This is a genomic window from Streptomyces sp. NPDC045287, from assembly GCF_056432325.1.
Genome location: NZ_JBWKJG010000019.1, coordinates 26009 through 38926, shown reverse-complemented (window position 1 = coordinate 38926; position 12918 = coordinate 26009). Strand labels below are relative to the sequence as shown.

At 71.3% G+C, this 12918-nt stretch carries 9 protein-coding genes and 3 pseudogenes; 9 read left to right on the top strand and 3 right to left on the bottom strand.

Annotated features, from left to right (window positions below; all coding sequences use genetic code 11):
- Positions 1-12 precede the first annotated feature (12 nt).
- On the bottom strand, positions 13-300 hold the full coding sequence (locus tag AC07D6_RS27170) for a hypothetical protein (protein WP_479048619.1): 288 nt from the start codon (positions 298-300) through the stop codon (positions 13-15).
- 180 nt (positions 301-480) lie between these two features.
- On the opposite strand from AC07D6_RS27170, the gene AC07D6_RS27165 reads away from it, so the two are divergent.
- The 9 genes and pseudogenes from AC07D6_RS27165 to AC07D6_RS27125 all read left to right on the top strand — a co-directional run bounded on the left by AC07D6_RS27165 (position 481) and on the right by AC07D6_RS27125 (position 10800).
- The gene (locus AC07D6_RS27165; protein WP_479048616.1) at positions 481-771 is read left to right on the top strand and encodes a transposase; all 291 of its coding nucleotides are present in this window, start codon (positions 481-483) and stop codon (positions 769-771) included.
- Positions 772-1631: 860 nt separating this feature from the next.
- The gene (locus tag AC07D6_RS27160; protein WP_479048614.1) at positions 1632-3836 is read left to right on the top strand and encodes an MMPL family transporter; all 2205 of its coding nucleotides are present in this window, start codon (positions 1632-1634) and stop codon (positions 3834-3836) included.
- A 42-nt stretch (positions 3837-3878) separates the two neighbouring features.
- Complete coding sequence (locus AC07D6_RS27155) at positions 3879-5345, top strand: streptophobe family protein (protein WP_479048611.1); 1467 nt, start codon at positions 3879-3881, stop codon at positions 5343-5345.
- A gap of 87 nt (positions 5346-5432) precedes the next feature.
- Entirely contained in the window at positions 5433-6173 is a 741-nt protein-coding gene (locus AC07D6_RS27150; protein WP_479048608.1) for a response regulator transcription factor, read from the top strand.
- 41 nt (positions 6174-6214) lie between these two features.
- A complete protein-coding gene (locus AC07D6_RS27145) occupies positions 6215-7732 on the top strand; it encodes an ATP-binding protein (protein ID WP_479048605.1) in 1518 nt (505 codons plus the stop codon).
- A gap of 160 nt (positions 7733-7892) precedes the next feature.
- Positions 7893-8381 (top strand): annotated as a pseudogene (locus tag AC07D6_RS27140) (transposase family protein); the annotation flags it as partial.
- 48 nt (positions 8382-8429) lie between these two features.
- Positions 8430-9619 (top strand): annotated as a pseudogene (locus tag AC07D6_RS27135) (IS3 family transposase); the annotation flags it as partial.
- A 12-nt stretch (positions 9620-9631) separates the two neighbouring features.
- Positions 9632-9922 carry a UDP binding domain-containing protein gene (locus AC07D6_RS27130; RefSeq protein ID WP_479048754.1) on the top strand — a complete coding sequence of 97 codons (291 nt, stop codon included), beginning with the start codon at positions 9632-9634 and terminating at the stop codon, positions 9920-9922.
- 449 nt (positions 9923-10371) lie between these two features.
- Positions 10372-10800 carry a DUF6892 domain-containing protein gene (locus tag AC07D6_RS27125; RefSeq protein ID WP_479048602.1) on the top strand — a complete coding sequence of 143 codons (429 nt, stop codon included), beginning with the start codon at positions 10372-10374 and terminating at the stop codon, positions 10798-10800.
- Positions 10801-10824: 24 nt separating this feature from the next.
- Here the strand turns inward: AC07D6_RS27125 and AC07D6_RS27120 are convergent.
- Positions 10825-10983, bottom strand: a pseudogene (locus AC07D6_RS27120) (IS5/IS1182 family transposase); the annotation flags it as partial.
- 98 nt (positions 10984-11081) lie between these two features.
- Positions 11082-12017 (bottom strand): transposase, encoded by a 936-nt coding sequence (locus AC07D6_RS27115; RefSeq protein WP_479048600.1) that lies wholly within the window; start codon positions 12015-12017, stop codon positions 11082-11084.
- Positions 12018-12918: the final 901 nt, after the last annotated feature.

Sequence of the window (12918 nt, the reverse complement as noted above, 5' to 3'; positions counted from 1 at the left end):
GTCCGGCCGGTTTCAGCGGAAGCGCCAGTCGGTGAAGACCTGTTCGGCGTCGGCTTCGACGACGTCCCGCAGGTCTTCGTCGTCGTCCGGGGCGTCCAGGCCGAGTGCGGTGAGGACGCGCCGGTAGTACTGGTAGGCGAAGTGCGGGTCACCCGCTGCCAACAGGGACGACAGGAGCGGCTCGTCGCCGGCCGTGGACCGGTCGACCTGGACGAGCACCTGGACGCGTTCGTTGCTGGTGAGAGAGGGGAGCGCGGAGCCGAGCCGGCGCTCCAGCCGGTTCCAGCCGTGCCAATCCAACGGATTCCGTCCGGACTGCTGAACATCCGCTGTCCGTTCCCGGGTTCTGGCTCAAAGAGCGTTTCGTCCTGGCAGGGCTGTTTGACATCTCGGGTGGCAGGGCGGCTTCATGCCGAGGGGTCACGAAGTTTCCGGACAGGCTCCCAACAGGATTGTCCTGGACAAGGAAACGAGGAAGAAGTGGCACCACCCAGTAAGTACTCTTCGGATTTCCGCGAGGAAGCCGTCCAGATCGCGTTGAAGTCAAGCAAGACGATCTCCGAAGTCGCCCGGGAGCTCGGGCTGAACTCGGAGACGCTACGCGGCTGGGTGAAGAGGTACGAGAAGCAGCGGGAACCAGCCTTCGATGCGGAACTGACGGTGAACGAGCGGGCGTGCCTGAAGGAACTCGAACGACGCAACCGCGAGCTGGAGATGGAAGTCACCTTCCTGAAAAAAGCCGCAGCGTACTTCGCGAAGGAACCCCGGTAGCCAGGTAGTACGAGTTCATCGACGAGATGCGGCTCGATATCGAGGGGTACGCATATAGCGTCGAGTTCATGCGCGGCCGACTCGGCGTCTCCAGATCCGGCTACTACGACTGGCGATCCCGTCCGAATCCGCGACAGCTCAGAGGCGTGAAGAACTGAAATTGTTCATCGAGAAAGTCTTGGGCCTGTCCGTCTCCTCGGTCGTCTCCCGAGCCGGGACGGTCGCGCTGAGCACCGCCGTCCATACCGTGTGCCGGGTGCGCACCGCGCGGGCCTGTTCCCCTCTCGCCCGGTCGTTCCCCGGACAGGGAACGACCGGAAGGACGCAGTGCCCGCCCCCGGGGTCCGGGTCACCGGACGAGATCGGCACCCGATGCCCGGCCGAGGCGAGGTGCGGGTTCGGTGAGTCGGTTCCGGCAGCGGCAGGCGCGGCCGACCCGTACGAGGGTGCCGGACGCCGCCACCTTTCGGAGCGGCACCGCACTGCTCGACGGCTGGTGGGGCGGCGTGGTGTAGCCCGCGAATCGCGGACCGGCCTCGCGCAGCCGTGCGGCAGCCCGTCCCCGCTCATTCCCTGGTACCGGTGCCCACTCGCTTGACGCCCGGCTCCACCCGCGCCGCGCTGGTCCGGGCATTACCGCGGACCGGGAGGCCCCCTCGCGGGCCCGGACCGACCGCGGCGGCCCCGAGAGCTTCCTGTGAGTCGGGCCGCAACGAGAGGCGATATGTCCGCCTGCTCCTGCCGGAAGTGACCGGAACTCCCAGGAAGCTCCCAGGGTCTCTCCGAATCCGGTCAGAGAGGACTGACAGCGTCGGGGCCCAGTTCTTCTGTGAGCCTCGACCTGACTTGGAGCCCTCTTCGTGGCGACATTCCTCTCCAGGCTGGGCCGGTTCTCCTTCCGGAGGCGCCGGCTGGTCACTTTGCTGTGGGTGGCACTGCTCGTGGGCGTGGGGGTGCTGGCCGGACGGGCGCCCGCCGCGCCGCCCAACGACTTCTCCATGCCCGGCACCGAGGCGCAGCAGGCGTACGACCTGCTGGAGAGCAACTTTCCGGAGCTGAACGCCGACGGGGCGACCGCCCGGGTGGTCTTCCGCGCCGAGGAGGGCAAGGTCACCGACCCCGGGACACGCGCGGCGATCGGCGAGACGGTCCGCACCCTCGGCGAGGATCCGCAGGTCGCGCGGGTGACCGACCCGTTCATCACCCGGTCCGTGAGCCAGGACGGCACGACCGCCTACGCGCAGGTCTCCTACGAGGTGCCCGCCTCGCAACTGGCGAAGGACTCGCGCACCGCGCTGCGGGAGACCGTCGAGCAGGCGGCCTCACCGGAGCTGGCCGTCGAGGTGGGCGGTAACGCCGTCGACGCCAAGGCCGCCGGCCACTCCGCGGAGGCCGTGGGGCTCGCGGTGGCCGCCGTGGTGCTCGTCCTCACCTTCGGCTCGCTGCTCGCGGCCGGTCTGCCGCTGCTGACCGCCGTGCTCGGCGTCGGCATCAGCGCCCTGGCCATCCGGGTGCTGTCCGAACCGCTGGGCCTCGGCTCCACGACGACCGGCCTCGCCGTGATGATCGGACTGGCCGTGGGCATCGACTACGCCCTGTTCGTGGTCTCCCGCCACCGCGCCGAACTCGCACGTGGCCGCAGCCGCGAGGACGCCGCCGCGCACGCGGTGGGCACCGCCGGATCGGCGGTCGTCTTCGCCGGGCTCACCGTGGTCATCGCCCTCGCGGGCTTGTCGGTGGTGGGGATCCCGCTGCTGACGCAGATGGGCCTCGCTGCGGCCGGAACGGTTGTCACCGCGGTGCTGATCGCCGTCACCCTAATCCCCGCGCTGCTCGGGCTCTGCGGCCGCCGGATCGGCCCGGCCCGCCCCCGGCGCCGGCGGTCGGCGGACGCACAGCCGCGGCCGGCCGCGGGCGTGCGCTGGGCCCGGTTCGTCGTCCGTCGCCCGGTCGCCGTGCTCCTCTGCGGCACCGTGCTGCTCGGCGTGGTGGCCGTGCCGGCCGCGGCCCTGGAGACGGGCCTGCCAGGCGATGACAGCAAGCCCGTCTCGACGACCCAGCGCCGGGCCTACGACATGATCGCCGAGGGCTTCGGTCCGGGCTTCAACGGCCCGCTCAGCGTCGTCGTCCAGCCCGACGGCGACGGCAGCGCCGAGCAGGCCGCGTGGCGCGTCACCCACCGGATCGAGGGGCGCGAGGACGTCGCCGCCGTCGGACAGCCCCGCCTGAGCGCGTCGGGCGACACCGCCGTCCTGAGCGTCGTACCGGCCGCCTCCCCGAGCAGCACGAAGACCGCCGGCCTCGTGCACGCACTGCGTGAACCGGCGCTCGCCGAGCGCAGCGACGCCCGAGTGCTCGTCACCGGTACGACCGCGATGAACGCGGACGTCTCGCAGAAGCTGTCCGATGCGCTTGTCCCGTACCTGGGCCTGGTGGTCGGTCTGGCGTTCGTGCTGCTGATCGCGGTCTTCCGCTCGTTGCTCGTCCCGCTCAAGGCGGCGCTGGGCTTCCTGCTGTCGGTGCTGGCCGGCCTGGGCGCGGTGGTCGCCGTCTTCCAGTGGGGGTGGCCGGGCCCCGCCCTCGGGGTGACAGAGCCGGGGCCGATCGTGTCGATCATGCCGATCTTCATGGTCGGTGTCGTCTTCGGCCTCGCCATGGACTACGAGGTGTTCCTGGTGACACGCATGCGCGAGGCGTACGTCCACGGGCAGTCCGCGGAGGACTCCGTGGTCAGCGGGTTCGAGCACAGCGCACGCGTGGTGACCGCCGCCGCCCTGATCATGATCTCGGTGTTCGCCGCCTTCCTCGGATCGGAGGAGCAGATCCTCAGGACCGTTGGCTTCGGGCTCGCCGCCGCCGTCCTCCTCGACGCGTTCGTCGTCCGCATGGCAGTCGTCCCGGCCGTCCTGGCCCTCCTCGGCCGACACGCCTGGCACCTGCCCCGATGGCTGGACCGGCTCGTGCCCGACCTCGACGTCGAAGGCGAGCGGCTGGAGGGGGCCGCGCGCGGGGCCGTGCCCGAAGGGAGTGGCGCCGACCCCGCCGGTGAGGCCACCGGCCACTGAACCCCGACCCCGACCCCGACCCCGACCCCGAGGAGCCCACCCGTGTCCGCCCCGCCGTCCCGTCCTGCCCGTCCCGTGTGGCGCCACGCCCTCGAAGGCGCACTCGCCGCCGTGTCCTCCCTCGTCGCCATGGCCGCCACCGCCTGGGCGGCCCTGGCCCTCCTCGGCGCCGACGCCGTCGCACCGGTCTCCCGGCTGATCCCGGCACTGGTGAGCACGGCCGTCGGTGGCGGGGTCACCCTGGAGTCGGGCGCCGGGTCCACCGGGTCCGCCGGCGCGGGAGGGCTCGGCGGACTGTTCGGCGGGGGCGACGGCCTGAGCCTCGGGCTGGCCGGCGAGGTGGCGCTGACCCCCCTGACGCTGTCCTTCCTGGGCGCGGCTGTCCTGGCGATCGTGTTCTTCCGGCCACTGCGCCCGAGGGAACGGCCCACCCCGGCTATGCTGTGGGCACGGTGCGGCGGCGCACTGGCGACCGCAGTGGTGGCCCTCCCCGTGTGCGCCGTCCTGGCGCGGGGGACGGCCCGGCTGCCGGAGAGCGTGAAGGACCGGATCGGCGAACGTGCCGGATCCGACCGTCTCGGGGGGCTCGGTGGCGGCGGTGGCCTTACCTCAGGCCTGTCCTCGGTGACCTTCCGGGTCGACGCCACCGCGACGATCCTCCTCGGCCTCCTGGGCGTGGTCGCCGTACTGGCGTTCGGCTGCCTCGCCGCCCGCCGTACGGTACTGCCGCGCCCCCTTGCCCTGGGCAGGCCGCGGATGAAGTGGAACGCCGTCCTGTCCACCCTGACGGGGACCGCGGCCGTACTGTGCTGCGCCGCCCTGACCGTCGCCGTCCTCGCCGGAGCGGCGGCCCTGACCGGCCGGGAGCGGGCGGCCGAAACCGCGGGCGTGCTGCTGCTCGCCGCCCCCAACCTGATCGCTGTCCTGCTCACCGCCGGGACGGGCACCTGGTGGGAGGCGGGAGTGGAGCGGCTGCGGCCCGCGGCCGGCGCGATGCCCGGCGCGTTCGGCGGGGGAGGACAGGGGGACACGGCGGGGCAGGACCGGTCCGTGAACCTGGGGGATTGGGGGATCGCCGGCATACCGCTGTGGGTGGTCGCACTGCTGCTCGTCCTGTTCCTGCTGCTGCTCGTCGGATACGTCGCCGCCGCCCGCACCCCGGCCCGCACGCCGCGGGAGAACGCCGACGCGCTCCTGGACCGCCACACGGACACCGCCCTGCGCACGGGGATCGCGGTCGCCCTGGTGACCTTCGTTCTCCCTTTCCTCGCGCGCGGCTCGCTGCGCGTCGGCATCAGCCTCATGGACAACGAGATGGGCGGACTTCGCGCCGGCCTCGACACGAGTCCCCGGCTGTCCGCCCTCACCGCGTTCGTCATGGCCGCCCTCGCCGCGTACGGCGGGAGCCGCCTGCACGGCCGGCGGGCACGGCGCCGCCGCGAACGCCCGACGGGAAAGCCCGGCGCCGCGCCCCGACGCCGCACCCCCACCTCCGACCCGGTCTCCTGAGGGTCGTGTGATCTCCTGGGAAGACGTCGAGCACTGTCGGCGAACGCAGCGGCACCGCGGCATCCGGGAAGGCGGCGAACCACGATCATGACGGTATCCACACCCCCCTCGCGCACCGCGGGGCGCCCGGCCCACCTGCTCGTCGTCGACGACGAGCCCACCGTCCGGGAACTGCTGCGCACCGCCCTGCGCTACGCAGGCTTCGACGTCGAGGCCGCCGCCACCGGCCAGGAGGCCCTCGACCTGGCCGCACGGCACGCCCCCGACCTGGTCCTCCTGGACGTCATGCTCCCGGACATGGACGGCTTCGAGGTGATCCGCCGGCTGCGCGCCCAGCCCCGCTCGCTGCTGCCCGGACGGGGCGGCGGCGTGCCGGTCCTCTTCGTCACCGCACGCGAGGACCGGCAGGACCGGCTGCACGGACTGCACCTCGGCGGCGACGACTACGTCACCAAACCCTTCGACCTCGAAGAGCTGATCGCCCGCATCCACGCGGTCCTGCGCCGCACGCGGGGCGAGCCACCGGCCCGCCTCACCGTCGGCGACCTGCACGTCGAACCCGACAGTCACCACGTCACCCGGGCGGGGCGGTCCGTGCGGCTGTCCCCGACCGAGTTCCGCCTCCTGCACTTCCTGGTCGCCAACGCCGGACGGACCATGACGAAGAACCAGATCCTGGACAGCGTCTGGGAGTACGACTTCGGAGGCGACCCCAGCATCGTCGACACCTACATCAGCTACCTGCGCCGCAAGGTCGACACCGACGGGCCCAAACTCATCCACACCGTCCGCGGCGTCGGCTACGTCATCCGCGAGCCCCGCCCGTGAGGCGCCCCCGCCTGCCGTCCCCCGGGGCGCGGCTGGGCCGAATGTCGCTGCGCACCCGCCTGCTGTGCCTGTCCGTCGCCCTGGTCGCCGTCGGCCTCCTGGGCACGGGCCTCCTCGTCACCACGGCCCTGCGCGGCTACCTCCAGGACCGGGTGGACGACCGGCTCACCCTGACCGGGCAGATCGCCGCCCGGCTGGCACCCCCGTCCGGCGCCGACACACCGCCAGGCGCGCGCGCCCTCGGCGTGCTCGGCGACACCACCGTGACGTACGTGGATGCCACCGGCGCCCCCCGCAGGGCCTTCGACGCCGGCACCGCGCCCCCGGGCGGCGGCCCCGCACTGCCCCGCCTCGACCGCGCGGCCGTCCTCGCCCTCGGGGGCCGCGCCTTCACCGTGCCCGCGCGCGAGGGCGGGCACGACTGGCGGGTCATCGCGCTGCCCCAGTCGGCCCAGGTCTTCCCACCGAACCGGTCAACGCCGCGGGGAAGCGTCGCCGTGGCCACCTCCCTAGGGGAGGTCGACCGCACCATCACCAAGACCCGCAACCTCTCTCTGACCGCAGGAGCCGCCCTGCTCACCCTCCTGGGCATCGCCGGCTGGTTCGCCGTCCGCTCCGGACTGCGTCCCCTGACCCGGATCGAGGAGACCGCGACCGCGATCACCTCCGGCGACTACTCCCACCGCGTCCCCGAACTGGCCGCCCCCCACACCGAGGTAGGGCGCCTCACCGCCTGCCTCAACCAGATGCTCGGCCGGATCGACACGGCCTTCCGGGCCCGAGCGGAGGCCGAGGCGAGGACCCGGCGCTTCTTCGCCGACGCAAGCCACGAACTGCGCACGCCACTCGTCGGCATCAAGGGCTACACCGACCTGTACCGCATGGGCGCCATGCCCACACGTGAGGACGTCGACCGGACGATGACCCGCATCGCGGAGGAGTCGGAGCGCCTCACCCGACTCGTCGAGGAGATGTTCCTCCTCGCCCGCCTCGACGAGGACACCGGGGAAGCGGGCGGTGGCACGCGCCCCGCCCGGCAACCCGCCTTCGCCCTCGACCTCGCCCCCATGGACCTGCGCACTCTAGCCGCCGACGCCCTCCGCGACGTACGCGCCCTGGACACCACCCGCCCGGTTGCCCTGACCGGGCCCGGAGGCGGAAGACCCGCCACCGCCCCCGCCCACGCCGACGAGGCCCGGCTCCGCCAGGTGGTCACCAACCTCATCGGCAACGCCGTCACCCACACCCCTCCCGGCACCCCCATCCGCATCGGCGTCGGCACCATCGGCCCCCACGCCGCCCTGGAAGTCGCCGACCGGGGCCCCGGTCTGACCGCCGACGAACGCGACCACGTCTTCGACCGCTTCTACCGCACCGACGACTCCCGCACCCGCGCCACCGGCGGCTCCGGCCTCGGCCTCGCCATCGCCCACGCCCTCGTCACGGCCCACGGGGGCCGCATCACCCTCGACACCGCCCCAGGCCAGGGCTGCACCTTCCGCATCCTGCTGCCCCTGCCCGACCCACCGCAGGACGGGACCACCGAGGCGGAGAGTTGAGCGGGAAACCCCGATGACGCTCGGAGGGGGTCGTTGGTGTACGGGACGGTGGCTGGTCTGGGGTGGTGCAGGTCTGTCGAAAGGCCGGGTGCGAGGTCCCAGCGGGGTGGTCGTGGTGTGTGAGCTGGGGTTATGTGTTCTGCACTGAGGGTAAACGGGTTCGGCATCGACGAAGGCGTGCGTGCTGCCGGACGGGACTCTCCCGCCGGCCGACCGGATCGCTGCCGACCGCCCCTTCTACTCCGGCAGACACAAGAGGCATGGGATGAACGTGCAGGTCCTCGCCGCTCCATCCGGCCGACCGCTGTGGGCCTCACCGGCTCTGCCGGGCGTCGTCCACGACGTCCGGACCTTCTGTGAGCACGGCGTCATCGACGCCCTCGCCGAAGTCGGCATCATGTGCTGGGCGGACAAGGGCTACCAGGGCGCCAGGGGCACCGGCCGTGTCCCGTACCGGAGCCGTCGGGAGACCCCTTCCACGGGCCAGCAGGAAGTCAACCGTTCCCACGCGAAGATCCGGGCCCTCGTCGAGCAGGCCGTCACCACCCTGAAGTCCTGGAGGCCGCTCCGCAAGCTCCGCTGCTCGACCACTCGTATCACGAGCCCCGTCCAGGCGGCCCTCCCCCCGCATCTGGCCAGCTCAAAGTGAGGTTGGAAAAGGCTCACTGGACCCTGAGGATCTGAGAACGGACATCTCGTGGTCATGAAGAACTATCCGCCTCAGTTCAAGGCGGATGCGGTCGCGCTGTACGAGTCGCGGCCGGAGGCGACGATCAGGTCGGTCGCCGCCGATCTGGGAATCAACCCTGAGACACTGCGGAATTGGGTGAGGGCAGCCGGGGCAAGCCGGCCCCGGGGACGCCGGGCGCAGGAACCGTCCCAGCCGCCGGCCCCGCTGGAGGCGGAGAACGCCGCCCTGCGCAAGAAGGTCCGCGAGTTGGAGGTGGAACGCGAGATCCTGCGTAAAGCGGCGAAGTATTTCGCCGGGGAGACACGCTGGTGAACCGCTTCCAGTGCGTCGCCGGCCTCCAGTGCCGTTACGGCGTGAAGCGGCTGTGCGGAATCCTCGGCGTTGCCCGCTCGAGCTTCTACTACTGGCGGCGGACAGCCGCGGACCGGGCTGCCCGGCAGGCGGCCGACGCGAAGCCGGCCGCCCGGATAAGGACCGTGCACCAGGAATCGGACGGCACCTACGGAGCCCCGAGGCTCACCGCCGAGCTCCGCGAGGAGAATGGTGAGGCGGTCAACCACAAGCGGGTCGCCCGGATCATGCGGGTGTCCGGGATCGAAGGGGTCCGGTTGCGCCGCCGGCACCGCACCACCGTCCCGGACCCGGCCGCGGCCAAGGCCCCGGACCTGATCGGCCGCGATTTCACCGCCACAGCCCCCGACACGAAATACGTCGGAGACATCACCTACCTGCCCATCGAAGGTGGGAAGTTCTGCTACCTGGCCACCGTCATCGACCTCGCATCACGACGTCTGGCCGGCTGGGCGATCGCCGACCACATGCGTGCGGACCTCGTCACCGACGCCCTGGCCGCAGCCGTCCGCACCCGAGGCAGCCTCACCGGATCGATCATGCACACCGGCCACGGAGCCCAGTACACAAGCAGGGCATTCGCCGGCGCCTGCAGGTCAGCAGGGGATCGGCGGAGCATGAGCGCGGTCGGGTCCAGCGCGGACAACGCACTCGCCGAGTCCTTCAACGCGACCTTCAAACGCGAGACCCTGCAAGGACGAAAGAGCTGGCCAACCGAGCATGAGGACCGACTCGACGCCTTCCGATGGCTCCACCGCTGCAACACCCGACGCCGACACTCCCGCCCTGAACAACGATCACCGATCGCCTTCGAGAACGCCTTCCCCTCTCACACCAACTACGCTGGCACAACCCGCATAACCCGTGTCCAGGATTCGGGGTCAAGGCCCACCGTCACCGACCCCAAAGGCTTGGACAACGCCCGCAAGGCCCACCCCGACCTCGACCACACCGACGACCCCATCGCCGCAGCGGAAGACGCCGACCTGCTGCTGCACCTGACCGAGTGGCCCCAATGCCGGCACATCGACCCCACCCGCCTTGCCTCCCGCGTCACGAACCCGAAGCTGATCGACGCCCTCGGCACCCTCAACGCCGACGACTGGAGCGCAGCCGGGTGGACCTACCAAGCCCTCGGCCGACCCTGACGGCCAGGCAGCGGCACAGCGGGCCCGAGCAGCCAGGGGTCGCCGTCGGAGCCACTGCTCCAGTTGCTGCCTGAACAGCCTGCTGCCCTTCCGGCGCCGGTGGCCCATGGCCCAACCACGCAGGTGTACACCGTACACCTCACTCCTTCCTGCACCGACAGGGTAAAGCGGCCGCTGGTGACGAGGACAACGAACCGAGCACCGTGGATAGAGGGGCACTTCCGCGTGGGCGAGGAGCACGACGCCGGAGGGAGCGGCGTGCCAGCCGCCAGGAGATCATCCCCGCAGGGGCGGGGAGCACGCCCCGGGACCTGTCGTCGGGACGTTGCCGAGGAGTCATCCTCGCGGGCGCAGGGAGCACCACCGGGCGGCAGGCGATCCGCGCAGGATCAGGGTGGTTGCCAGGCTGCGGAGGTCTTGGTGTCAGTGGTGCCGTCTAGATTGTGCGCATGGCAACGTTTAAGGACTTCAACTTCAAGCTCATCGTCGTCGAGCAGCTGATGTACATCGATGAGACGCTCACGCCTCAGTTCTGCCTCGCCGATCTCCTTAAGGAGAAGGGGATCAGCGACGCCCCCTGGGAGTACGCGCAGCAGCACGGCCTGGCGTACCAGGTCGTGCCCGAGGCACGCGGCTACTTCGCATCACTGGAGATCAGCGATGAACTCCTGGCCGGCGTCGAGGAGCTGTGCATGGACGGCGGTAACCGGGTGTACCAGGAGTGCGCCCCCGTCTGGGACGGCGAGGACGACTTGTTCGACGTCGCTTCCCTCGACGACCTCGTGCTACTTCCGAACCTCCGGCGCGTCCTTGGCTCCGAGTTCCTGGGCCCGGAGTTGCGAAACGTCCTCAGCGCCCGCGGCATTGTCGCCGATTAGTGTCGCGAACGTGCGGCCCCGGCCAAGTGTCCGGTCCGCCAGCGGCAGACACCACGGCCGGCCGCCGCCAGGCCCGTTCCCGCCCCGTTCACACACGACCTTCAGCAACCGCTCGAACTGCCGCATCCGCAGACCCGTGAACGTCTCCACCCATAACGGCTCAATCCTCAACGCCCCACGCATGCACGGGAAATGGCCGATTCGCCGCCTTCCGCAACACGCTTTACGAGCTCGTGCACGGTAGGCGGTGAGGCGTCGAGGACTGCGGCGGGGATCAGTGTTCACTTCTGCCGTGCCGAGGTCAGGTCCGCAGTCTGCTGATGGGACAGCAGGCCGGCAACGGCTTGGGCCATGTCGCTGATGTGCTCGCGGCGGCCGAGGTGGCGGGCCAGTGCCCGCCAGTTCTTCAAATGCGCGATGCCGTGCTCGACGCGGATACGACGTGAGGAGTGCGCCTTGCGTTGCCGCTCGTGCATCTCCTCGTACCAGTCCGGGGCGTTCTTCTTGAACTTGCGGTGTGGTGGCGTCACCACGCGCCCGCCGGTCTGGGTGCCCAGGCCCTGGTAACCGGCATCCGCGAGGATCTCCAGTGCGGGGCCGCCGTCCAGGAGCCTGACCAGCCCTAACTGGCGAGCATGGGTGATGTCTGCGCAGCTGCCGTGCTGAGCCGGACTGCAGAAGAGGACGCGACCGTCGTCGTCCGTGACAACCATGCTCTTGACCGCGTTCTGCTTGCTCTTGCCGGAGATGAACTTGTCCCGGTCCTTGCGCCCGGCGGCCGGGCGCCTGACGCGGATCTCGGTTCCGTCGATGATGCCGGTCTTCCCGCTGGTTCCCAGGTGGCCGACGACCTCGGCCAGTGCCCGCAGCCGCACACCCGGGCTGATGGTGCACCCCCGCTCGGCGAGCAGTGGCCGCACCTCGCCGATGGCACGGGTGATGGTGGAGCGGTCCACACCGAACCAGCAGGCCAGCACGTCATGAGTGACGGCATGGCGCAGATGCACGAGCGCGGCCAGGAGCCGGTCGACGAAGACCAGCCGGTGCTTCGCACCCGTGCCCACAGCCCGCTTCCGCGGTCTGGCCGCGAGCTTGGCCTGGTGTCGGTCGCGCCACAGCGGCCCCAGTTCGGCAACGAGTTCAGCGATCACGTCAGCCGACAGGCCCGTGATCCTCCGGTCGCTGACGATCACTTCACGAAACGCGTTCCCCGCCACACGACCATGATCGACGACCAGGAGCCCGACACCTCACCGCCTTACCGTGCACGAGCTCGTTAGGACCGAGATCTGCACGCCTTCCGGTCCGCACCCGCCGAGGTCACCGTGGGCCGCTCCAGCGAGCTCAACGTCTTCGCCCGCCCCACCGGTCCCGACCATCCGGACCGCTGGAGCATCCAGCAGCTCGTATGCTGCCCACCGTCGTGGGCGCCGCCGCTGCTGTACGGTGTCGGCGCCCCGTCGTCGACCACCACCGTCGTCCCTCGTGCGGCGTCCCGCTCCGTCGTCGGCCGCCGTCGTCGACCACCGCTGTCCCGGCGTCCCCGCCACCGCCCCGTTCCGGGCGTCGGCGCTCGCCCGTACGGCCTCCGTCTCCCGGCCGAGCCCTTGACCGCCGCTTCGGCCGCGTCGCCGACCGCCGCCCCATGCGGCCGAGGGGGGGCGGCTGGCCGTCCCGCCGTACCGGTCCGTCGTCGGTGCGTCAGGTCGTCGCCGGGCTCTGGCTGTCGATGCCGTTGCTTCGCCGCGGAGGGTGGTGTCCGGCCGCCCAGCCCGTCGTCGACCACCGCTTCGGCACTGCTCTGCCGCCCCGTCGTCCCGGCCTGTTGCCCCGGCCCACCATCGACCACCCGCCGTACGGTGTCGCCGTGCCGCTGTACGCGCCGTCCTGGCCCCCCAGCTCGGTATCGCCGTCGGCCGGCTGTCGTCGAGCGCTGTCTCGCCGCGCCGTTTTGCCGTCGACGATGGCCGCCGTCCTCGCCGCCGTGCCGCTCGCCAGCCGTTGGCGCGGGTGCTCGCCGTGAGTCGGCCGCCGCCTCGCCGCGCCACTTCGCCGTCCCGGCTCGCCGCCGGTCCTGCCGCTTCGGAGGGCGGTGTCCGGCCGTCCCGCCGCACCGGT